Raw genomic sequence first — 22,215 nt, forward strand, 5'->3', positions numbered from 1 at the left:
CGGGCCGGGCGGGCGGGGCGCGCTCCCCCCCCTCACCCCCCCACCCTTTATACCCCCCCCCCCCCGGGGGGGGCCGCGCCCCGGCGGGGGGGCCCCCCCCCCGACCGTGTGTGACGCGCGAAACCCTCAGTGCCCCGAGCGCCGCCGGGGTCGCATCTCGACCGGGCGGACCTGATACACGCCGCGATCCCGGTCCCGCTGTTCGTCCGCCACCTGGAGCGCGATCAGGATCTCCAGCGCGCTCCACGCCATGCCGAGCATGCCCAGACCGACGAACAACATCCCCCACACCCAGAACCAGGTGTGTGCCCAGACGCCGAGCAGCGCGACCATCGCCGCGACGATCGTGAGCGCCAAGAGCACGCCGGTACGCGCCGCCGCGTTCCGCGCGCCGTCCGGAAGCCGCGCCATGGCCGAACCTCCCTGCCGCCGAGTGCCCGGATGACCCACGCCTGCCCCCTCAGGCGCGGAAGGAACCCGCTCGGGCCCGCTGGTCCGGGATCCGACAAAACTCCCGCCAGGCCTCCGAGATGCCGGGTACCGTGCCCGAACCGTAAGGCTGCTCGGGCCGGTTCGCCGGCCCCGGCCCGACCGGATCGGCCCCGACGTTCGCGCCGTACCACAGGTCGTGCCGCCGACGAGCGAAGTACCGGACGCCGTCCCGCCGTTCGTACACGTCCCGCCATCCGTACACGTAGCCGCAGTCCACGGCCGACGCGTACCCGGCGGCCGGTTGCCGGATCCGTTCGTGGGCCGGGAGCCGCTGTACGTCGTCCATGGTCCGACAGCCTCTCAGGCCGGTCGCCGGCCGATCTCCTGCGGGTTGGACACCACCTCGACACCCGAGGCCGCGTCGAGTCGGTCCGCGAAGCCGGCGAAGGCCCGCTCGACCTCGGTGTGCGCGGACCGAGGTCGAGCGCCGCGGGTGCGCGTGATCCTGCCGTCGCCCCGTCGGGAAGGCCGGCCCCCACCCGATCGGCGAAACGGAACCATCGCCGGCTGGTATACGTATTACCGATCGCAACAAGCCGGCCGGGGTCCAGGCGAGCCCGACGGCGGCCGAAGAAGTCGAAGACGCAGAAGCGGAGGGGACGCGAGTGATCCGGTACCGGGTCCGGGTGGACTTCTACCAGGACGTTCCACCGGACCGTCCCCCGACGGGATACGTGGGTTCGTTGCTCTCGGGCGACTTCGCGGGCCCGGCGCTGCCGCGCGGCGGCGACTCGATCTCGGCGATCCCGCTGGGCGGCGCGCACATAGGGCCGTGGACCGGCGGGCCGTACATGATGGTCCACCGGGTCGAGCACCACCCGGTCCCGGTGGACGGCGAGGGACACATAGTCGAGTGGTGGGAGCAGTATCCCCAGCCCTCGGTACATGTGGTCGTCAACGCCGAGTGGCCGGACACCGAGGAGTCCGAGCACGAGTTGATGAACCTGTACGAGGAGCAGAGCTGGAGTTCGTTCCCGGCCGGCCCGGAGAACCCGTTCCTCCCGGTGGCCGCGGCGGCCGACTTCTAGGCCTGTCCGCCACGGCGGAGCGGGCTAGGACTTGGGCTTCTTGTAGGCATCCGTGTCCACCGACGCCAGGATCTTGTTCACGTCGCCGTCGTATTCACGGGACAGGCCGGCCGTGGAGAACGAGATCATCGACTGTGGCAACCACCACAGTTGGGGCTGGAACGAGTCGCCGCTCTTGCAGGTCACGCTGTACGACGCGTAGTCGTACTTCAGGCTGGCCCTGCTCGGTTCGGCGAGCTTCTTCCCGCCGGTCTTGCTGGTCGGCGGCGCCGGGTCGTCGGTGCGCGTCACGCAGGTCGCCTTCGCGCCCAGGGTCCAGCCGGCGGGATCCTCGAAGTCGACCTTGCGCTGGGCGTTCTTGCCGACCCAGATCCGCAGGCCCGCGCGCTCGCACGTGGTGCGCTGCGCGGCCGGGGTCGCGCTCGGCAGGACGCACACCTCGGTGTCGCTGACCTGCTGCAGCTCCCAGTTGCTGGGCACGGCGAACTTCATGCCCTTGATGTCCTGGGTGAATCCGCCCGGTTTGCCGGTGAGTTTGGGCACTTCGGCGCTGGGGGTGGTCGACTTCGGCTGGGCCTGCGGCTCGGGCTTGTCGTCGTTGCCGCGCAGCGCGAACACCGCGCCGACGCCGATCGCCACCACCGCAACCGCGCCGCCGACGATGATCGCCAGGCGCTTCCGGTTCGGGCCGCCGGAGCCGCCCGCCGCACCCTGTCGGGCCGCCGCACGGCCGGTGGGCGGCGGGGTGTGGCCGCCGGTCGGCGCCTGGTACTGGTTCGAATGTTGGGTGGCGTGGGTCGCGTGCGTGCGGTTGGCCGGGTGCCCTTGGCCGGCGGTGCCGTACTGGCCCGAGGGTGTCCCGTACTGCCCGGACGGCGTGCCGTACTGCCCGGACGGCGTGCCGTACTGCCCCGACGGTTGCGGCGGGACGCCGTGCGCACCGGAGGCGGGCGCGTCGCGGTAGAGCGGCGGTTGCGCGGGGGACGCGCCGTAGGGGTCGTGCGTCGGCCGGCCGTAGGACGCCGGCGGCGGCGTCTGCGGCGTCTGCGGCGGCACGGCGGGCGCGCCGAACGCGGCCGTACCGCCCGAGCGTGCGGGACCGCGCGGCGGTTCGTACACCCGCGGCGCCGGGGTCTGCGGCGCCTGCTGCTGCGGACTCTGCTGCACCTGCCACGGGCCGCCGGAGGCGGGTGTCGTCCACAACTGGCCGATCAGCGAGGTCGCGTCGGCGACCGGGTCGAGCGAGGGCGCCGCGCCGTTGCCGAGCGCGCCGCGCCACACGTGGGTGACCGAGGCCAGCAACTCTCGCGCGTGCGGCCGGTAGTGCGGTTCCTTGTCGCCGGCCCGCTTGACGATCAGGCGCAGTACGTCCGGCACCCCGGACAGGTCGGCCTCCTCCTGGAGCACCCGCAGCGCGACCACCTCCGGCGCACCGGTGCCGAACGGGATCACCCCGGTGGCCGCGTAGGTGATCAACATCGCCCAGGCGTACACGTCGGCGGCCGGCGTGCTGTCGTGTCCCTTGAACCGCTCGGGGCTCATCCAGGCAGGTGACCCGATCATCATCCCGGTGCGGGTCAGCCCGCTGTCCTCCATCGACCGCGCGATGCCCAGGTCGAGCACCCGCGGACCGGCGGGCGAGCAGATGATGTTCTGCGGCTTGAGGTCGCGGTGGATCACGTCGGCGTCGTGCAGCGCAACCAGCGCCTCGGCGAGCCCGGCGGCCAGGCCCATCAGCTCGTCGCCGCGCATCGGGCCGCCCTGGTTGATCCGCGCGTCCAGCGTCGGGCCCGGGACGTACTCGGTGGCGAACCACGGTGTCTCGGCGTCCACATCGGCGTCGAGAACCGGCGTGGTGCACGTGCCCTTGATCGCCCGCAGCAGGTTGACCTCGCGGGTGAACCGGGCCCGGAACTCCGGATCGTCGGCGTACTGCGCGTGCACGACCTTGACCGCCACGCGGCGTTCGTAGTCGTCCAGGCCCGCGTACACCGCGCCCATTCCACCCGCGCCGAGCCTGCCGGTGATCCGGAAGGGCCCGATGTGCTGCGGATCGCCCGGACGCAACGTACGTATCTCGGCGCCGCCCTCGGCCGTCATGGACGTGCCTCCCGTGTTGGTTCGCCGGCCCGCGGCTGCGGCCGTACCGGGATGGAATCCTCTCATCCGGTCTTGTGACCTCCCCAGGGCACCGACTGGTTCCCCGTTCGGGCGACTGCTTCCCCGTTCGGGCGAGAAGGCTCGCCTTACCCGCTGGGGCGCGTGATAAGCAGGCGGTGCCGCCGGGCGGGTCAACGCCCGGATCCGCGACGGGTGTTCGAGCGGGATCGGGCCGCCCGCACGGGTATCGCCGCAGTACACACCGCTGCCACGACCGAAGGGCCGAACGTGAAGATCGTCGTCGACTTCGACAAGTGCAAGAGCAACGCACTCTGCATGGCGGAGGCGCCCGAGGTGTTCGAGGTTCGTGAGGACAACTTCCTCTACATCCTGAACGAGAACCCGACCGAGGAGTTGCGGCCCCAGGTGGAGGAGGCGGCCCGGGTCTGTCCGACCCGAGCCATCACGATCCAGGAGTGAGACCGCGCGATCGGTGCGGGCAAGTCGCCTCATCCGGTGCCGCGTCGGGGTGAGCCGGGGCGAGTCGGGGTGAGCCGAGTGAGTCGGAGTGAGTCGGAGTGAGTCGGAGTGAGTCGGCTCAGGTCGGGTCTTCGGGGTGGGCTCCGGAGACCCGGCTCGACTGCCACATCTCGCGGGCGCCACGGGCACCCTGGGCCATCGCGGTGGACGCGCCGCGGGCACCCTGGACCACGGCGGCCGAGGCGTTCCGGGTGGCCGACCAACCCCGGGCCAACAGCTTGACGTTGACCACCACCGTGCCGGCGGTCCGGTCGTGCCAGGTGCGCCGGCGCGGGCCGAGCACGGCCAGCGGGTCGAGCAAGCCGATCAGGCTCAGCAGCGCGAACAGGCTTGCCGCGCCCCACTGGCGCAGCGCCACCTCGTACCAGGTGAGCAACACCGCGGCCCAGGGCACCACCACGGCCACCAGGGTGCGTCGGGCCGCCCGCCACGCGCCGACCGGAACCCGGCCGGGGACCTCCGTCGCGGCCGTCCCGACCGGAACCACCTTGGCGCCGACCAGGATCTTGCCCAGGGTGCGGCCGAACCGGGCGTGCATGAACCAGTCGTAGAGCGCGGGGACCAGCAGGTGCGCCAGGACCAGCAGGAGCAGCAGCGTCTTGGTGGTGCTCCACAGACCGTCCACGGCCTCCAGCGGCGCCCGTTGCGCCTCGCCCGCGCGGCCGAACACGACGTCCAGGAACGCGGTACGGACCGTCTTGGTGGGCAGGTCCGCAGCCTTGCCCTGGAGGTAGTGGTAGGCCAACACCCACAGCGGCAGGACCAGGGCGGTGGTCAGCGCGTAGTCCGCGGTGCGCGCGAACAGGCGCATGGTCCGGGAGGCGAGCGGGAGTTGGCCGGGGTCGGCGGGTGGCTCCGCGGGCGGGGCGGGCGCAGCGGTCGCCTGATGGGGGATCAGGGGCCGGGCGGTGCCGGGTGGTTGGTACCAGGACAGGTGTGGATCACCGTCGACGGAAGGCTGGTCCCCGTACGGCGACCCTGGCCCGGGTGGGGGCTGAGGGATCGTCACAAGCGGGACGTTATCGCGCAGATCGCGTGTCGGGTCGAGCCGGGGCGGGCCTTCGGTGGCCGGACCTCGGCGGTCGGCGGTCCGCGGTGGCCGGTGCTCGGCAGTAGGCAGTCGGCGGTGGCCGGTGCTCGGCGGTCGGCAGTCGGCGGCCCGCTCAGCTCGTGAGTTGACCGAGTGTCACATCGACCGTGGCCTTGCTGCCGTCGCTCGCGCGGATCAGGCTCACCTTGACCTTGTCGCCGGGCTGCTTGCCGCCCAGCACCTCGGACAGAGTCGACTGGTCGGTGATCTGCTGGTCGTCGATGGCGGTGATCACGTCGCCCGGTTGAATGCCCGCGGCCTTGGCGGCGCCGCCGTCCTGTACCGAGACCACGCCGACGCCGGCGGCCCGGCCGTTGGGGCCCGCCACGGTTCGGACCGTAACGCCGAGGGCGGCCTTGCCGGAGTTGTCGACCTTGCCGTTCTTGATGATCTGGTCGGTGATCGACTTGACCGTGTTGGCCGGGATCGCGAAGCCGATGCCGGGGGCGGCGCTGCCGTTGGTCTGCGGGTCGGTGGCGCCCAGGGTCGGGATGCCGATCACCTGGCTGTCCAGGTCGACGAGCGCGCCGCCGCTGTTGCCGGGGTTGATCGCGGCCGAGGTCTGGATCGCGCTGGAGATGGTCGCGCCGGGTGAGCCGGAGGACTGCGGTTCGCTGACGGTGCGGCCGACGGCCGAGACGATGCCCTCGGTGACGCTGGAGTCCAGGCCGAGCGGATTGCCCATGGCCATGGTGATCTGGCCGACCTGAAGCTTGCTGGAGTCGGCGAACCGGGCCGGCTTGAGATCGCCGGGCGGGTTGTCGAGGCGGATCACCGCGAGGTCGTCCGGGGCGAAGGCGGCGACCAACTTGGCGGTGATCGACTTGCTGGAGTTGGGGAGGGTGACGTCGAACGTGGTCGCCTGGCCGACCACATGGGCGTTGGTGACGATGTTGCCCTTGTCGTCGTAGACGACGCCGGAGCCGAGGCCGGCGCTGGTGGTGATCTGGACCACCGAGGGCAGCACATTGCGCACCACCTGCTCGTACTGGGCCTGAAGATCACCGGCCGGGCCACCACTCGGCGCCACCGACCCGGACGCGACATTGCCGTTGGCACCGCCGCTGCCACTCGCACTATTACTACCGGTACTACCGGTACTACCGGTACTACCGGCGCTCGAATTCTTCTTCGAGTTCGACCCACTGTCACTGCTGCACGCGCTCACGCCGCCGCCCAGCGCGATCACAGCGGCCGTCAGCGCGACCATGGCCCGTCGCCGCGTCGTCCTGGTCACGATGTCTCCCTCGGGTTCGGTACCGGATCGGGTCCCCCGAGCATTCTTCGTACTAACCCCGCCGCGGGACTTTTCACCGTCCCGCCGAGGCCATGCCTCTTTCGCCATGTACTTGTTCGTGTCAAGTTGGCCCTTCGGCGTGGCAGAACCGGAGAAAGAAGGCCGCAAATGTTGACACTCCAGGAAATCTCCGACCGGATGGAGATCCAGGACCTGATGGTCCGCTACTCACACGCGGTGGACACCGGCGACTGGGACGCACTGGACACCGTCTTCACCGCCGATGCGCTGATCGACTACTCGGCGATGGGCGGCTCCACGGGCGGCCTGCGGGAGACCAAGGAATTCCTGGCCTCGGTCATGCCGGGCTTCGGCGCCTACCAACACCTGATCGCGAACTCGTCGATCACCGTCGACGGCGACACCGCCACGGGCCGCACGATGTGCCACAACCCGATGGTCTTCAAGGGCGAGGACGAGCAGACGCCGGGCCCGACGATGTTCTGCGGCCTGTGGTACCTGGACACCTTCGAGCGCGTCGCCGGCGAGTGGCGAATCTCCTCCCGCAGCGAGGAGAAGTCCTACATGTACATCGCGCCGACCGCATAGCCGTCCCGAGGTAGCGTCGATTCATGATCCGCGAAGCCACCCCGACCGACATCCCGGCCATCCACGCCCTGATCCGCGAACTCGCCGACTACGAAAAGCTCCTGCACGAGGCCAAAGCCACCGAGGCCCAACTCCACCAGGCCCTCTTCGGCCCCACCCCGGCAGTCTTCGCCCTGATCGCCGAAGACGAGGAACACGGCCTGCCCGTCGGCTTCGCCCTATGGTTCCTGACCTTCTCCACCTGGGAGGGCGTACACGGCATCTACCTCGAAGACCTGTACGTCCGCCCCGAAGCCCGAGGCGCCGGCCACGGCAAGTCCCTGCTCAAACACCTGGCCACCATCTGCACATCCCGAGGCTACGCCCGCCTCCAATGGGCAGTCCTCGACTGGAACGAACCCAGCATCGCCTTCTACAACTCCCTCGGCGCCCAACAAGAATCCGAATGGCTCGGCTACCGCCTGACCGGCCCAGCCCTGGCCACCCTCGCCGACAGCTGACACCCGCCGTTTATGCACAAACGTGGGTAGTCCTTGCCCTCGCCGACGGCATCTTCTAGCTTCCTCGTGAGTAGTCGAGTGAACACGGAGGGCAAATCATGAAGCTGTCGCGCATCTCTGGTGGGGACCCCGAATGCCGCTCGAACGACTGCCCGACGGTCTATGCCACCGATGAGGATGGTGTCGTCGCCGTTCAAGGCGTCCTCGTGGATCACACCACACCCGAAGGCGAGGCCGTCGTCGCGCTGCCGGAAGAGGTACTCCGGGAGGCCGCACGTGCACTTGGATGGTGAGCACTGGTCTTCGTTCTTCGATTCATTCGAGCACGAGGCATTCAGGCTCGAAACCTTATCTGCCTATTCCATGCTCGGCGAGGAGCAGGAGTATGCGGATTTCATGGCCACCGGGTACCTGGACCTGCCCGAGGACGACCCCTGGCTGACCAAGCTCGCACACTACCGGGCGAGCGGGCGCAAGGTCTCCAGGGTTCATGTCGTCACACCTCCCCTATCCGATTATCTTCGATACGAGTTTGCGGCATATCGCTACAACGTCGCAGCCGGCGAGGACGTCAGGATCCTGGATACGACCAGACGCCGGATCATCCCGCCGATGCCCTCGGATTTCTGGCTGCTCGACGATGCAAAGGTTGTCGAGATGCAGTATGACGAGCACGGCGCTCAAGTAGCCCGAATCCTGCTCGAATCGCCCGACCTCGCCTGGTATCGACGATCCAAGGAATCGGCACTGGCTCTGTCCGTTCCGTTCTCGGAATATCTTTCGGCTTGAGCTTCGATCCGCAGCAGGCCGGCCGAGACCGGTTGCGCTTGGCATCGGCCCTGAGAGCCCTGCGGAGCGCAACCGGCCTCTCGGGCGAGCGCCTTGCCGTCCGATGTGGAATGTCGCAAAGCAAGATCTCCAGGATCGAAACCGGGCGCACTCTGCCGTCGATCCTCGATGTGCAGCAAATACTCGAAGCACTCGGGGTGGACGCGGCCACAGCGGACGAGGTTCGACGCCTGGCAGAGGTTGCGAACACGGAGTACGAGGATGTTCGCACGTCGGTACGACGCGGCCGCCATCACCGACAGCGAGAGCTTGCCGCCCTCGAAGCCGGGGCCGACCACATCCGTCACTTCCTCCCGACGATGATCACCGGCCTACTACAAACTCCCGCATACATGCGACAGGCCATGGCACCGACCGTCGATCCTGCGGCGGGCGACACGGCAAAGATGATGGCCATAAAGCTTGAGCGACAGGCGGTACTCCACGATCAAGGAAAGCAGTTCGAATTCCTGCTGACAGAGTCGGCCGCACGCTGGCATCTCTGCCGGGCTTCCGTAATGGCACTCCAAATGGATCATCTTATTTCCATCTCGAAACTTCCGCAGGTCCGAGTGCACATACTGCCACTCCGGCAACGGATGACGGACGCCCCGTTCAATACATTCGTCATCTACGGGGACCATTTGGTGACCGTCGAACTGTTCAGCGGTCAACTCATCCTTCGAGACCCGAAGGATATTGCATACTATCGAGACTTGTTCGACTACTTTGTCGATCGTTCACTTTCCGGTGACGAGGCCCGGGCTGAAATCGAGTCGTGGTCCGAATCCTTTCGAGAGAAATCCATGCAGGATCGCGACTGACGATGGACACTCGATTACGGTCCGAGGAATCATGAAATGCGACCCGAATCACATCGAGGAGATTTCCATGGGAAAGCACCGCGACCCCGCGACCGATGACGGGCACAAGCCCGAGAAGCCGGTTCCGCCGCCGATTCCGCCGGACAAGCCTGCCAACCCCGGCACTCCGAAGAAGAGGTGAGCCGGGTGTCCGTGAGTACCGAAGACCTCGAACGGGCCCGCGTAAATCTGCTGCGGCAGGTCGAGGCGTCGGTCGGCACGCTGCCCGAGGAATGGCGACAGGCGTTCGCGGGCGTACCGCGGCACATGTTCCTGCCCGATGTGGTGTGGCTGCGCCGGCCGGACGGCACCCGACACGATCGCTGCGAGCGTATGGAGGAACCGGAGCGCTGGTGGGCAGCCGCCTACGCGGACGCACCGGTGGTCGTCCAGGTGTGCGACGGCGCCGATCCGCGACCGGGTGGACCGGCGTGGCCGTCGTCCTCGGCGTCCCAACCCTCGATCGTCGCGGAGACTCTTCTGGCACTCCAAGTCGCCGACGGGCACCGGGTGTTGGAGATCGGCACCGGGACCGGTTGGAGCGCCGGGCTGCTCGCGCATCGACTGGGCCACCGGCAGGTGGTGACGATCGAAGTGGATCCGACTCTGGCCCGATCGGCACGAAACCGCCTGGCCGCGCTCGGGTTGAATCCCACCGTCGTCCTGGGCGACGGCAGTGAAGGATGGGCAACCGGCGCCCCCTACGACCGAATCGTGTCCGGCGCGGCGGTCACCCGCCTGCCGGCCGCCTGGATTCGGCAATGCCGGCCCGGCGGCCTGATCGTCACGCCGTGGGCCACCGCGTGGACCGCGAACGGCACCCTGGTGGCCACGGTACGACGAGTCGGGCCGAGTCCACAGACACTTTCGCGCCGGTGGGGCGTTCATGCACCTGCGCGAGCACCGTTCACGGATCACCGACGTATGCCAGGTCGTCGCCCCGGACCACGACGCCACCCCGAGCACGACGACGGTGTCCCCGTGGGATGTCGCCGGTGGCGACCTCGCCGCCGAATTCGCGATCGGCCTGATGGCCCCCGGCATCTGGCAACACTGGGACGAGGACGCCGGGAGCGACGGCGTACACACCCGCCTGTGGGTGGGCGACGAAGCCGGCACATCCTGGGCAAGCGTCGACTACGACGGACACCAACTCGCCACGTTCGCCGTACACCAACACGGCCCACGCCGCGTCTGGAACGAAATCGAGGCAGCCTGGTCCCGCTGGCGCGCAGCCGGTCGCCCGACCATCGAGGCCTTCGGCTGGACCGCCTCCGCCGACGGCGCCCAGGGAGCACAAGTACCGGAACCCACCGATGAATTCCGCTCCGAGCCACACGCCGACGGACCGTCAGGACTTGGGTTGTCGGCTCGCCGGAATGGCCGTGCCGGCGGCCGATAGGAGGATTGGCAAGGCGGCCAGGGCGTAGATGGCGGGCAACGGGATTCGGTCGATCAGCAGGCCCGTGGTGGCGGTCCCGGCCGAAGCCCCGGCGTTGATCGTGGTGTTGACCCACGCGCCGGTCCTGGTACGGGTGTTCGCGGTGGCCGCCGCGTCGGCCAGGAGGTAGGCCGTGGTGATCGCCGGGGCCACGAACAGGCCGGTGAGCATCGTGACCGCGGCCAGGACGTAGAGGTTCGGGGACAGGCCGGCCGCCGCCAGCGATACGCCCAGCCCGAGGCCGAGCAGCGGCAGTCGGCGATCCGGCGCCGACCGCCAGGACACCGCCCCGTACGCCAGACCGCCGACCGCGCTGCCGATCGAGAGCGCGGCCAGGATCCAGGCCACCGCGTGGGCCCGACCGTGCGCGTCGGCGAAGGCCACCGCCGACAGGTCGATCGCGCCCAGGCTCAGCCCCACCCCGGCGGCCACAACCACCGCCCGCCACAAGCCCGTTCGGCGCGAGACGACGACCGCGTCCGCCTCATCCTCCGATGACGACGACGCCGACGCCTCCGCCGCCCGACCCACCATCGGCGACGACACCAGCGCCAACGTCCCGACCAGGATCAGCCCCGCGCTCACCACCACCCCGGCCGCCGCCGGCGCCACCCCCACCAACGCGCCCACCAGCAATGGCCCGACCGTGAGCACGACCTCCTCGGACACTCCGTCCAGGCTGAATGCTCGCTGCAACAACCGGCGATCGGGGGCCAGTTCGCTCCACAACGCACGCATCACCGGCCCGACCGGCGGCGTACAGGCCCCCGCCGCCGCGACCACGCCGCCCACCCACACACCGGACACCCCCGGCCGCCACGTCACGACGGCGATCCCGACCAGCAACACCGCGTACACCGCGACCATCGGCGGCAACACCCGCCGCGGCCCGTACCGATCCACCAACGCCGCCCGTACCGGCGACAGAAACACGCTCGTCGCCCCGAACAACGCCATCACGGTGCCCGCCACCGCATACGACCCGGTACCGGCCTTCACCGCCAGCAACAACGACAGCGAGACCATCCCGTACGACAGCCGCCCCACCAACGCGGCCCCGAACGCCCGTCGGGCACCGGGTATCCGCAACACGGCGGCATAGGAGAGAGCCGGCCCGGACGGCACATCGGCAGCGGGCAACTCGAAAACAGGCTTGGCAGCCACAGGACGAACGTTCCTCTGCGCAGTCGGCACGGCCCCGCCGCACCGAAAAGACCTACGTGGACGCCGAATCGGCCGTGCCCGTCGATCGGGTCACGGCCGCGAGACGCGTCCTACGCACAGAGGAGGAACATGCCCGCCAAGCTACCAAGAACCGGCCGGCCCGGCCTACTTCTTCGGCGCCGCCGTCAACCCCGTGCACGGCCGCAACGTCTCGCGCCGATCCAGGATCCGCCGTGCCTCCGCGCCGGCCGCCGGCATCGGCACGCCGCGCTTGTCGATCGAGGCGGGGGTGAACTTCTCGCCGACCACCTTGCCGTCGCGGATGGTGAGGGTGGCCACGCCGGTGTCGTTCGAGTCCGGGTACGGGGACGTGCCGTACCAGAGGAAGTTGCCGTAGCCGTAACCCACGTAGGTGTCGCCCAGCCAGCCCGCACCCTGCATCACATGCGCGTGCGTACCCAGGATCGCCGCCGCGCCCGCGTCCGCGAGCTTGCGGGCCACGCTCTTCTGGTCCCCGCTCGGGCACTTGTCGCCCTCGATGCCCCAGTGCATGTACACGATCACCACGTCGGCCTGGCTCTTCGCGTCCTTGACCGCCCGGACCAGCCGATCGGTCTGCAACGCGGTGGCTATCCCGGGCTTGTTCGGGCCGGCCTGGTAGAGCTGGTTGGTGATGTCCTGCACCTGGCTCGCGGCCAGGAACGCGACCTTGACGCCCTTCACGTTCTTGATGAACGGGCGGTACGCCTGGTCGGCGTCCTTGCCGATCCCGACCACGCCGATCGGCGGGTCCTGCACCGCGGCGACCGAGTCCTCCAGGCCGACCTTGCCGTAGTCCACCGCGTGGTTGTTGGCCATGCTGACCGCGTCTATCCCGACCGCCTTCAGCTCGGTCAACGCCTTCGCCGGGGCCCGGAAGTGGTACGTCTTGTTCTCCGGCGTGCCGCGCTCGGTGATCGCGGACTCCAGGTTGACCATCGCCAGATCCGCGTCCGCGAGCGTGCGGCCGATCGGCCCGAGCGCGCCCTCGGCGCCGGCGTTCAGGCGCGGCACGGTGCGCTCGAAGAAGTGCACGTCTCCCGCGAGCGCGACGGATATCTCGGTCCCCGGCGCGGCCTTGTCCGGCGGCGGCGCAGTGGCGCTGCCCGGTGCCGCCGAGGTTCCGCCCGGGGCCGGCGCCGGACCGGCGTCCGCGGCGTTCTTCGCCTTGTCCGAGGAGCCGCCCGAGTCCGACCACATCCCGCATGACGCAAGACCCGCGATCAGCAGCGGAGCGAGGCCGAGCGCGACGGTCCGGCGGCGGCGGGGCGGGCGCGGTCGGCGAGGTGGGCGGAGGGGGCGGGGTATAGGCACGCGGACAAGGTAGCCCAGCGACGTACGCGCCCGTACGTGCTCCCGAGCGTGATGAGAATTACCCCGCCTTTACCTATTCCTTTACCTCGCCGAGCGCAACGCGTCAGCCGTTCAACGCCTCGTAGACCCGGTCGCACAGCTCGGGATGCATGTCGAAGTAGCCCTCGTCGTCCACCTCGAACGCCCCGGTCCGAAAGCTCTCGGTGACCGTGCGCAACATCAGCGGGATCGACGCGTAGACCATCGGCTCGTCCGCGCCCTGGACGTAGCTGGCCACCTGGACGTCCGCGCCGTCCCAGACCGCCGCGTAGAAGTCGGCGGCCGGCGACACCAGGAGCGGCAACCACTGCACGCCCTCCGGCTGGTCCATCTCGACCTCCTCGCGGAACTCGACCGCCTCGGCCAGGCTGACCAGGACGTAGCCCGGTATGAACGACGCCTCGTCCACCAGCTGGTCCGGCTCCTCGCGGGTGCCGTCCGCCCAACCGAACCAGGAGATCAGCTCGGCGGGCACGCCGGCACCCACTCGGGTGACCACCGCCTCGGCCGAGAGACCCGGCTCGAGCAGCCGCACCACGGGGCGATCGAGGCCGACCAGCTCCGCCCGCACGGCGTCCAGACCTTCGTGAACGGCGTCCATGCCACGTCCCTTGTGTTGTTCGACTGCGTGTGTGTGATCCGGCTGCGTCGACCCAGCCGCCGGACCGAAGGATCAAGCCTGACAGACATTCGACCCATCGACGCACACCACCCGAAATCCGCGATCCCGGGGCTTGAACCTCACCCGACGGGAGGCGACACGGTGGATCCATGGCCACCTCCCGGACGCTGATCGAGCAACCGGGCGCAACGTTGCCGGTCCCCCACGTGGGTGACGACGGCCTACGCGCGCTGGCGCCGGTTCGCCGCGGCCGGCCTCGCCGCGCGCTACCTGGTCGAGATCGAATGGCCCGAGCCGTACCGCCGCGCCGAAGCCCCGCGCGTCCTCGGCGTGCTCCCGTGGACCGCGACCATCGCCGTCCCGATCGCCGGCACACCGCACACGGCAACCCGAAGTCACACGGAAACCCGAAGTCACACGGCAGCCCGAAGTCGCCTCACCCCACCGAACTGACCCACCGTCAAAACACGCGAGGCCACCGGGATTTCCCCGATGGCCTCGTCCGTCGTGCGCGGTTGCGCCGCCCGCTCGTGCTCGCTACGCGGACGGGTACGGCAGCGGCAGGACCGCGCTGGTCGGCAGTACCTCGACCTTGAGGTCCGGGTCCGGGCCCGCGCCCTGGAAACGACCGAACTTGGGCACCGCGTTGCGGCGGTACTTGGTGGTCGAGTGCTCCGGGTCCTTGTCGAACTCGGGAATGACCTTGTCGCCGAAGAGCTCGATCATCTCGAGGTTCTCCTCGTGCGTCATGCCGTCGTTGACGCCGAAGACGAGCTGGTCACAGCCCACCTCCTGGTACGCCTTGACCTGCTCGCACACCTCGTCCGGCGTGCCGACGAGCATGAAGCCGCCCTCGATCAGCTGGTCGAGCAGCTCGTCGCCGCCCAGCGAGAGGTCGAACGTGGGCGACGGCCAGGTGACCGCGTCCGCCGACTTCGGCATCGTGTCGTGGTACAGGTTCACCAGGGTGACCAGGTAGCCGCGGCCCTTGCTGAGCGCGATCTCGCGGGCACGCTTGCGGTCGGACAGACAGATGACGGCGTTCGTCATCATCACGTTGTTGTTCTGGTAGTCGCCGACGATCTCGACCGGGTTCTCGGCGGCTTCCTTGTAGGCCTCGATCCGGCCCTTGAGGTTGTAGACCGGTTCGAAGTTGAACGCGATCGCGCCGATGCCCATCGAGCCGGCCTTGCCGAAGGTGGCCGGGTTGCCGCAGGCGACCCAGATCGGCGGGTGCGACTCGCCGTAGGGCTTCGGGTGGATGTCGTGCGGCGTCGGCACGGTGAAGTGGTCGCCCTCGAACGTGTAGTCCGTCTGCGCCCACATCCGCGGGACCTCGCGAACGACCTCGTCCCACTCGGTCTTCGTCGAGTTCTTGTCCATGATGTTGAACGAGGCCATCTCGTGGCTGCCCGCGCCACGACCGGTGCCCCACTCGAAGCGGCCCTCGGTGATGTGGTCCATCATCGCGGCGCGCTCGGCATAGCGGACCGGGTGCTCCTTGCGCGGCGACAGGCTGTTGATGCCGGTGGCCAGGTGGATCCGCTCGGTCTTCGCGGCGACGTACCCGATCACCACCTCGGGCGCCGACATGTGGCTGTACTCGACCAGACCGTGGTGCTCGCCGAACCAGGCGTACTTCCAGTTGTGCTTGTCCGCCTTGATGGCCATTTCCATCTCGCGCATCAGCACGAGGTGCTCGCTCGCGCGATCGTGAGCGGCCGGACCGGGGGTGTACCCGTTCAGGAAGATGCCGAACTCCACGTGGAGCCTCCCAAATCGCCTGGTTCAACCGGCGCTGCGTACGCCTGTATGAGGTCTGCGTACGGGACAGTATGCGAGCGTCGGCCGGAACTTTGTTTACACGTGGCTAACGTCACGTCAGATGCCAGGCGCCGCCCGGGACATCGAGCTGACGCATAGTCAGATCCTCTCGCGGCAAAGGCGGAAGATCCAGGGGAACGGGGGATTGTGGCCCGCAACACCCCTGATCCGACACGGAGAAAGCCCCGTCCGCAGGGAAGACGAAGGGCGAAAAGGAGCAGCCGCTCAGCGCATCGCCGTACGCCCCGGCAACAACGTCCCGCGACCGGCCTGCGGCTCGTTTGTCCTCAACCGCCGGACAGGCTGGGGTCGGCCGGGTCGACGGTTACGGCCGGCGCATGGAGGCTTCCGACACTTGAGGACATGCGACGTCTCCAACCCACCCGGCCAACCACATCCAGCCCGTCCGGCGGTTGAGGACAAACGAGCTACGTGCGCCCATCACCTCGGGACACCGACCAAATCCAGCCCGTCCGGCGTTTGAGGACAAGCGGGCCGCAGGCCGGCCCATCCCCAGCCCGTCCGGCGCCTGAGGACAGGGCCAGGACCGACCCACCAAGCCCGTCCGGCGTTTGAGGACAAGCGGGCCGCAGGCCGGCCCCGCCCCGCCCCCCAGCCCATCCGGCGCCTGAGGACAAACAGCCCGACCCAATCCGCTGCCGCCGCCCAAGGCAATGTCAGCCGAGCCGCCTAGCCTGAAAGGTATGTGCCGAAACATCACGACGCTCCGCGGCCTCGACCCCGCCGCCACCGACGTGGAGATCGAGGCCGCCGCCCGTCAATACGTCCGCAAAGTGAGCGGCGTCCAGACCACGTCACCCCGCACCGAGGAAGCCGTCGAACGCGCCGTGGCCACCATCACCGAGGCCACGAAACTGCTGCTCGCCGAGCTGCCCGAGCGCCGCCAACCCCCGCCCACGCTCCCCCCGCTGCGCCGCCGCGAAGCCGCCGCCCACGCCCACGCCCACCCCCACTGAGCCGCCCGACCACCCCACAGTCACCTCACCAGTCACTTCACCAGCCACCCCATCGGCCACCCCACCAAACACTCCCAAACACCCACACAAACCCCGCCACGACCCACTCCGGGGCCACTGGGAAAAGCCCCGCCAACGCCGCGCCAACGCCGCGCCGACCACTCGGCCGACCGCTCACCGACACCTCACCGACCACTCGCCGAACCGCTCCGAACACCTTGCTCGGACGCCCGGTTGCCGCCCTCGACCGCGTTATGGTGGATGGTCCCTGCCGCCCCTCCGAGGAGCCTCACACACCGTGTCCGACTCGTTCGTTCATCTGCATGTCCACACCGAATACTCGATGCTGGACGGAGCGGCGAAGAACGACAAGCTGTTCGCCGAGGTGGCCCGTCAGGGCATGCCCGCGGTGGCCATGAGCGACCACGGCAACATGTTCGGCGCCTACGAGTTCCAAGGCACGTCCAAAAAACACGGCGTCAAACCGATCATCGGCATCGAGGCCTACGTCGCCCCCAGCACCCGCCACGCCCGCCGCCCCGAGTTCTGGGCCCCCGGCGGCAAGCGCGCCCCGAGCGAGGACGGCGAGGGCGGCAAGGACGTCTCCGGCGGCGGCCGATACACCCACATGACGATGTGGGCGGAGAACGCGCAGGGCCTGCGCAACCTCTTCCGCCTCTCCAGCCTCGCCTCCATCGAGGGCTACTACATGAAGCCCCGAATGGACCGCGAGCTGATCGCCGAGCACCACGAGGGCATCATCGCCACCACCGGCTGCCCCTCCGGCGAGGTACAGACCAGGCTGCGCCTGGGCCAGTACGACGAGGCGATCAAGGCCGCCTCCGCGTACCAGGACATCTTCGGCAAGGAAAACTACTTCCTCGAACTGATGGACCACGGCCTCGACATCGAGCGCACCGTGCGCCAGGACCTGCTGCGGATCGCCAAGGAGCTGGACATCCCGCTCCTGGCCACCAACGACTCGCACTACGTCACCGAGGACCAGGCCGACGCGCACGACTCGCTGCTGTGTGTGGGCGTGGGCAAGAACAAGGCCGACCCGAACCGGTTCAAGTTCGCCGGCACCGGCTACTACATCAAGACCTCCGACGAGATGCGCCGGCTGTTCGGCGAACTGCCCGACTCGTGCGACAACACCCTCCTGATCGCCGAGCGGATCCAGCCGTACGACGAGGTGTTCACCGAGGTCAACCGGATGCCGCAGTTCGACGTCCCGGAGGGCGAGACGCAGGCGACCTATCTGCGCAAGAAGATCGCCGAGGGTCTCCAGCGCCGCTTCGGCGACAACCCGAGCCAGGAGGTGCTGGACCGGATCGAGCTGGAGATGGGCGTGATCACGCCCATGGGCTTCGACGCCTACTTCCTCGTGGTCGCCGACATCTGCCAGTACGCCCGGGACAACGGCATCCCCGTCGGCCCCGGTCGTGGCTCGGCGGCCGGTTCGATGGTGGCCTACCTCACCGGCATCACCGGCCTGAATCCGCTCGACTACGACCTGCTGTTCGAGCGTTTCCTCAACCCCGAGCGGATCAACCCGCCGGACGTCGACATCGACTTCGACGACCGCCAGCGCGACCAGATGGTGCGCTACGTCACCGACAAGTACGGCTCGGCCTACACCGCCCAGGTCAACACCTTCGGCACGATCAAGGCCAAGGCCGCGATCAAGGACTCCAGCCGGATCCTGGGCTTCCCGTTCGCCACCGGGGACCGGATCACCAAGGCCTACCCGCCGGACATCATGGGCAAGTCGATGCCGCTCGCCGGCATGTTCGACAAGGACCACCCGCGCTACACCGAGGCCGGCGAGATCCGCGCGCTCTACGAGTCCGACCCCGAAGTCAAGATCGTGATCGACACCGCGCGCGGTATCGAGGGCCTGACCCGCGGCACCGGTGTGCACGCCGCCGCGGTGATCCTGTCCTCGACCCCGCTGCTCGACCTGATCCCGCTGCATCGGCGGGACAAGGACGGGGTGATCATCACCGGCTTCGACTACCCGTCGTGCGAGTCGATGGGCCTGGTCAAGATGGACTTCCTGGGTCTGCGCAACCTGGGCATCATCGACCACGCCATCAAGATCATCAAGGCCAACCGGGGCGTCGACGTCGACATCGAGAAGATCCCGCTCGACGACCCGACCACGTTCGAACTGCTGTCCCGGGGCGACACGTTGGGCGTGTTCCAGCTCGATGGCGGCCCCATGCGCGCGCTGCTCAAGCTGATGAAGCCGACCGAGTTCGAGGACATCTCCGCGGTCTCCGCGCTCTACCGCCCCGGCCCGATGGGCATGAACTCGCACATCAACTACGCGCTGCGCAAGAACGGCCAGCAGGAAATCACGCCCATCCACCCGGAGTTGGAGGGCCCACTCAACGAAGTCCTGGGCCCCACCTACGGCCTGATCGTGTATCAGGAGCAGGTACAGCGTGCCGCCCAGGTGCTGGCCGGCTACAGCCTCGGCCAGGCCGACCTGCTCCGCCGGGCAATGGGCAAGAAGAAGAAGGAAGTTCTGGAGAAGGAGTTCATCCCCTTCCAGGCCGGTTGTCGCGAGCGCGGCTACGGCGACGAGGCGATCCAGGCGGTGTGGGACGTACTGGTCCCGTTCGCCGGCTACGCGTTCAACAAGTCGCACTCCGCGGCCTACGGCCTGGTGTCCTACCAGACCGCCTATCTCAAGGCGAACTTCCCCGCCGAGTACATGGCCGCGCTGCTCACCTCGGTCGGCGACGAAAAGGACAAGATGGGGATGTACCTGGCCGACGCCAGGTCGGCCGGCATCCGGGTGCTCTCCCCCGACGTCAACGAGTCCGTCGCCGACTTCACCGCCGTCGGCTCGGACGTGCGGTTCGGCCTGCGGGCGATCCGCAACGTGGGCGACAACGTGATCAACGACATCGTCGAAGCCCGCACGAGCAAGGGCAAGTTCAACTCCTTCGCCGACTTCCTGACCAAGATCGGGCTGCCCGCGTGCAACAAGCGCGCGGTCGAATCCCTGGTCAAGGCCGGGTCGTTCGACGCGCTCGGGCACACCCGGCGGGCCCTGGTGGACGTACACGAGCAGGCACTCGACGCGGTGGTGGGCCTGAAGAAGCAGGAGGCCGCCGGCCAGTACGACCTGTTCGGCGGCGGCGACGCGAGCACCGAAGAACCCGCCGTCGGGCTGGACTTCACCCTCACCGACCAGGAATGGCCGCGCAAGCTCAAGCTGGCCACCGAACGCGAGATGCTCGGCCTGTACGTCTCCGCCCACCCCCTCGACGGCGCCGAACACATCCTGTCCCGACACCGCGACACCTCGATCACCGAGCTGAAGAACTCGGGCCGGACCGAGGGTCAGGTACAGCTCGCCGGCCTGATCACCGGCATCCAGCGCAAGGTCAACAAGTCCGGCTCACCGTGGGCGATGATCAACCTCGCCGACCACGACGGCGAGATCGAGGTGTTGTTCTTCCCGCAGTCCTACACCCTGGTCGCACACGCCCTCGAGGAGGACGTCGCGGTCAGCATCAGGGGCCGGCTCAACGAACGCGACGGCGCGCTCAGCGTGTTCGGCTCCGAGCTGGTCCCGCTGGACATCGGCTCGGCCGAACACGGCGGCAAGGCCCCGGTGTGCCTGCGCCTGCCCACCACCAAGGTCAACGAGAAGCTGGTGAAGGACATCAAGCGGGTGTTGTCCTCGCACCCCGGGGACAACCCGGTGCACCTGATCCTGGAGAGCGCGCGCATGCGCACCCGCTACAACCTGGACTTCCGGGTCAATCCCGAGGGCGGGCTCGCGGGCGAGATCAAGTCGATGCTGGGCGCGGGGGTCTGGAGCATCTGAGCCACGGCTGAACCGTACGGCGGGGCCGGGCGGACGAGAGCAACTCTCGTCCGCCCGGCCCCGCCGTCGTTTTTCGGCGCCCCTCAGCCGTGCAGGCGGTCGTACTCCTCACGCGCGGCCAACACCCGGGACATGTGGCCCTCCAGGTGCTTGATCAGATCCAGCAGCTTGGCCGCCGTCGCATTGCCGAGGTCGGTGAGGGTGTACTCGACACGCGGCGGGATCGCGCTGTGTACCTCGCGCAACACGAAGCCGTCCCGCTCCAGCGCCTGGAGCGTCTGCGCGAGCATCTTCTCGCTGACCCCGTCCACCCGGCGGCGCAGCGCGTTGAAGCGCAGCGGGCCGTCGTACAGCCCGCCCAGGACCAGCACGCCCCAGCGGCCGGTGATGTGCTCCATGGCCGCCCGCGAGACGCACTCCTTCGCGAAGACGTCGAATTCGAACTCCGGGGTCGGGTCCGGCCCGGTCGCGGTCTCGGTCGCGGTTTCGGTTCCCATCGCTGCCCCCTTCGTCGACTGCGGCTACGGCTGTGCCCGCTTGCGTCGAGGCTACCTCCGAGTCAGCACTTTCGAAAGTAGTGCACTATCCAAAAGCATGCACTCTCCATATACCTACACTCTCCATCCACTTGCACTTTCAAAAAGTTAGTGCCATCGTTTGGTGAGCGACCGGACGACGGGTTCGGCGCACACGAGAGGAACTCGCCATGATCGTCGTCACCGGAGCCACCGGGCAGTTCGGCCGCCTCGTCATCGACGCCCTGCTCGAGCGCGGCACGCCCGCCTCTCAGCTCGTCGCCGCAGTCCGGACACCCGCCAAGGCGGCCGATCTCGCGGCCAAGGGGATCGAGGTGCGCGAGGCCGACTACACCCGCCCGGAGACGCTGGTACCGGCCTTCACCGGCGCCGACAAGCTGCTCTTCGTCTCCTCCAACGGCCCGGAGGCGGACCGGATCGCGCAGCACGCCGCAGTGGTCGCCGCCGCCGCCGAGGCGCGGGTCGGCCAGCTCCTCTACACGTCCATCTACGCCGCCGCCGAGAGCCCCCTCGGCCTGTCCCGGGTGCACCGCGACACCGAGGCGCGGATCGCCGCCACCGGCCTGCCCAGCGTGCTGCTGCGCAACGGCTGGTACACCGAGAACTACACCGGCTCGCTGGCCGGCGCCGTCGAGCGCGGCGCGGTCGCGGGCTCGGCCGGCGAGGGCCGGATCGCGTCCGCCTCGCGCGCCGACTACGCGGACGCCGCGGCCATCGTGCTGCTGAGCGACGACCAGGCCGGCAAGGTGTACGAGCTCACCGGCGACACCAACTGGAGCCTGCCCGAGCTGGCCGCCGAGGCGGCGAAGCAGAGCGGCCGGGAGGTCGGCTACGCGAACCTGCCGGCCGAGCAGTACACCGGGATACTGGCCGGCGTCGGCCTGCCGCCCTACCTCGTCGAGCTGCTCGTGGACGCCGACGTCCAGATCTCCGGCGGCGCGCTGGCGGCCATCACCGCCGACCTGTCCACCCTCCTGGGCCGCCCGACCACGCCGCTCGCCGAAACGGTCGCGGCAGCGCTCAAGGGCTGACCGGACCCGAAGCGACCGCCGCACGGCAGTGCCCCGGAACCGGCAATCGAGCCGGGGTCGGGGCGCTTCCGGTCGCGGCCGGGCGGGACCGTCG

23 protein-coding genes and 1 pseudogene are annotated in these 22,215 nt (G+C 69.0%); 13 read left to right on the forward strand and 11 right to left on the reverse strand.

Annotation, left to right across the window (positions count from 1 at the left end):
• Positions 1-126: 126 nt before the first annotated feature.
• On the reverse strand, positions 127-411 hold the full coding sequence (locus ABIA38_RS02860) for a hypothetical protein (RefSeq protein WP_424636774.1): 285 nt from the start codon (positions 409-411) through the stop codon (positions 127-129).
• 49 nt (positions 412-460) lie between these two features.
• Positions 461-778, reverse strand: coding sequence for a hypothetical protein (locus ABIA38_RS02865; RefSeq protein ID WP_424636775.1), 318 nt, complete (start codon positions 776-778; stop codon positions 461-463).
• Positions 779-1,097: 319 nt separating this feature from the next.
• Here ABIA38_RS02865 and ABIA38_RS02870 point away from each other — a divergent pair, with 319 nt between their 5' ends.
• Positions 1,098-1,520: a hypothetical protein gene (locus ABIA38_RS02870; protein WP_078976054.1), complete on the forward strand. Its 423-nt coding sequence runs from the start codon at positions 1,098-1,100 to the stop codon at positions 1,518-1,520.
• A gap of 24 nt (positions 1,521-1,544) precedes the next feature.
• On the opposite strand, the gene ABIA38_RS02875 is transcribed toward ABIA38_RS02870, so the two are convergent.
• Entirely contained in the window at positions 1,545-3,620 is a 2,076-nt protein-coding gene (locus ABIA38_RS02875; RefSeq protein ID WP_424636776.1) for a protein kinase domain-containing protein, read from the reverse strand.
• A gap of 288 nt (positions 3,621-3,908) precedes the next feature.
• Here ABIA38_RS02875 and ABIA38_RS02880 point away from each other — a divergent pair, with 288 nt between their 5' ends.
• Complete coding sequence (locus tag ABIA38_RS02880) at positions 3,909-4,100, forward strand: ferredoxin (RefSeq protein ID WP_424636777.1); 192 nt, start codon at positions 3,909-3,911, stop codon at positions 4,098-4,100.
• A 118-nt stretch (positions 4,101-4,218) separates the two neighbouring features.
• Here ABIA38_RS02880 and ABIA38_RS02885 read toward each other — a convergent pair whose 3' ends face one another.
• Together ABIA38_RS02885 and ABIA38_RS02890 are read right to left on the reverse strand one after the other, a co-directional pair.
• On the reverse strand, positions 4,219-5,169 hold the full coding sequence (locus tag ABIA38_RS02885; protein WP_424636778.1) for an RDD family protein: 951 nt from the start codon (positions 5,167-5,169) through the stop codon (positions 4,219-4,221).
• Positions 5,170-5,323: 154 nt separating this feature from the next.
• The gene (locus ABIA38_RS02890; RefSeq protein WP_424636779.1) at positions 5,324-6,487 is read right to left on the reverse strand and encodes a S1C family serine protease; all 1,164 of its coding nucleotides are present in this window, start codon (positions 6,485-6,487) and stop codon (positions 5,324-5,326) included.
• A gap of 168 nt (positions 6,488-6,655) precedes the next feature.
• Between ABIA38_RS02890 and ABIA38_RS02895 the strand changes: the two genes are divergently transcribed.
• The 5 genes from ABIA38_RS02895 to ABIA38_RS02915 all read left to right on the forward strand — a co-directional run bounded on the left by ABIA38_RS02895 (position 6,656) and on the right by ABIA38_RS02915 (position 9,248).
• On the forward strand, positions 6,656-7,096 hold the full coding sequence (locus tag ABIA38_RS02895) for a nuclear transport factor 2 family protein (RefSeq protein WP_424636780.1): 441 nt from the start codon (positions 6,656-6,658) through the stop codon (positions 7,094-7,096).
• 23 nt (positions 7,097-7,119) lie between these two features.
• Positions 7,120-7,596 carry an N-acetyltransferase family protein gene (locus tag ABIA38_RS02900; RefSeq protein ID WP_424636781.1) on the forward strand — a complete coding sequence of 159 codons (477 nt, stop codon included), beginning with the start codon at positions 7,120-7,122 and terminating at the stop codon, positions 7,594-7,596.
• A 98-nt stretch (positions 7,597-7,694) separates the two neighbouring features.
• A complete protein-coding gene (locus ABIA38_RS02905) occupies positions 7,695-7,889 on the forward strand; it encodes a hypothetical protein (RefSeq protein ID WP_424636782.1) in 195 nt (64 codons plus the stop codon).
• Positions 7,873-8,385: a DUF6879 family protein gene (locus ABIA38_RS02910; protein ID WP_424636783.1), complete on the forward strand. Its 513-nt coding sequence runs from the start codon at positions 7,873-7,875 to the stop codon at positions 8,383-8,385. The genes ABIA38_RS02905 and ABIA38_RS02910 overlap by 17 nt, the downstream gene beginning before the upstream one ends.
• Positions 8,382-9,248, forward strand: a complete 867-nt coding sequence (locus ABIA38_RS02915) for a helix-turn-helix domain-containing protein (protein WP_424636784.1) — start codon at positions 8,382-8,384, stop codon at positions 9,246-9,248. Before ABIA38_RS02910 ends, ABIA38_RS02915 begins: the two co-directional genes overlap by 4 nt.
• Positions 9,249-9,296: 48 nt before the next feature.
• On the opposite strand, the gene ABIA38_RS02920 is transcribed toward ABIA38_RS02915, so the two are convergent.
• Entirely contained in the window at positions 9,297-9,605 is a 309-nt protein-coding gene (locus tag ABIA38_RS02920) for a hypothetical protein (RefSeq protein WP_424637189.1), read from the reverse strand.
• Between the two features lie 15 nt (positions 9,606-9,620).
• Between ABIA38_RS02920 and ABIA38_RS02925 the strand changes: the two are divergent.
• Positions 9,621-10,070: pseudogene (locus ABIA38_RS02925) on the forward strand (methyltransferase domain-containing protein); the annotation flags it as partial.
• A gap of 103 nt (positions 10,071-10,173) precedes the next feature.
• Positions 10,174-10,689, forward strand: a complete 516-nt coding sequence (locus ABIA38_RS02930; RefSeq protein ID WP_424637190.1) for a hypothetical protein — start codon at positions 10,174-10,176, stop codon at positions 10,687-10,689.
• Here the strand turns inward: ABIA38_RS02930 and ABIA38_RS02935 are convergent.
• From ABIA38_RS02935 to ABIA38_RS02945, 3 genes are all read right to left on the reverse strand, one after another.
• A complete protein-coding gene (locus tag ABIA38_RS02935; protein WP_424636785.1) occupies positions 10,639-11,892 on the reverse strand; it encodes an MFS transporter in 1,254 nt (417 codons plus the stop codon). The genes ABIA38_RS02930 and ABIA38_RS02935 overlap by 51 nt on opposite strands.
• Positions 11,893-12,057: 165 nt before the next feature.
• Positions 12,058-13,131, reverse strand: coding sequence for a CapA family protein (locus tag ABIA38_RS02940; RefSeq protein WP_424636786.1), 1,074 nt, complete (start codon positions 13,129-13,131; stop codon positions 12,058-12,060).
• 217 nt (positions 13,132-13,348) lie between these two features.
• Positions 13,349-13,885 carry a hypothetical protein gene (locus ABIA38_RS02945; RefSeq protein WP_424636787.1) on the reverse strand — a complete coding sequence of 179 codons (537 nt, stop codon included), beginning with the start codon at positions 13,883-13,885 and terminating at the stop codon, positions 13,349-13,351.
• A 231-nt stretch (positions 13,886-14,116) separates the two neighbouring features.
• Here ABIA38_RS02945 and ABIA38_RS02950 point away from each other — a divergent pair, with 231 nt between their 5' ends.
• Positions 14,117-14,359 carry a hypothetical protein gene (locus ABIA38_RS02950; RefSeq protein ID WP_424636788.1) on the forward strand — a complete coding sequence of 81 codons (243 nt, stop codon included), beginning with the start codon at positions 14,117-14,119 and terminating at the stop codon, positions 14,357-14,359.
• 84 nt (positions 14,360-14,443) lie between these two features.
• On the opposite strand, the gene ABIA38_RS02955 is transcribed toward ABIA38_RS02950, so the two are convergent.
• A complete protein-coding gene (locus tag ABIA38_RS02955) occupies positions 14,444-15,670 on the reverse strand; it encodes an LLM class flavin-dependent oxidoreductase (protein ID WP_424636789.1) in 1,227 nt (408 codons plus the stop codon).
• Between the two features lie 764 nt (positions 15,671-16,434).
• On the opposite strand from ABIA38_RS02955, the gene ABIA38_RS02960 reads away from it, so the two are divergent.
• Positions 16,435-16,707: a DUF2277 domain-containing protein gene (locus tag ABIA38_RS02960; RefSeq protein ID WP_424636790.1), complete on the forward strand. Its 273-nt coding sequence runs from the start codon at positions 16,435-16,437 to the stop codon at positions 16,705-16,707.
• A 298-nt stretch (positions 16,708-17,005) separates the two neighbouring features.
• Entirely contained in the window at positions 17,006-20,554 is a 3,549-nt protein-coding gene (dnaE, locus tag ABIA38_RS02965) for a DNA polymerase III subunit alpha (protein WP_424636791.1), read from the forward strand.
• 83 nt (positions 20,555-20,637) lie between these two features.
• Here dnaE and ABIA38_RS02970 read toward each other — a convergent pair whose 3' ends face one another.
• Positions 20,638-21,051 (reverse strand): winged helix-turn-helix transcriptional regulator, encoded by a 414-nt coding sequence (locus ABIA38_RS02970; RefSeq protein WP_424636792.1) that lies wholly within the window; start codon positions 21,049-21,051, stop codon positions 20,638-20,640.
• Between the two features lie 209 nt (positions 21,052-21,260).
• On the opposite strand from ABIA38_RS02970, the gene ABIA38_RS02975 reads away from it, so the two are divergent.
• Complete coding sequence (locus tag ABIA38_RS02975; RefSeq protein ID WP_424636793.1) at positions 21,261-22,121, forward strand: SDR family oxidoreductase; 861 nt, start codon at positions 21,261-21,263, stop codon at positions 22,119-22,121.
• The last annotated feature ends 94 nt before the right edge of the window (positions 22,122-22,215 follow it).

It is taken from the genome of Embleya sp. AB8 (genome assembly GCF_049739465.1).
Classification (GTDB): Bacteria; Actinomycetota; Actinomycetes; order Streptomycetales; family Streptomycetaceae; genus Embleya.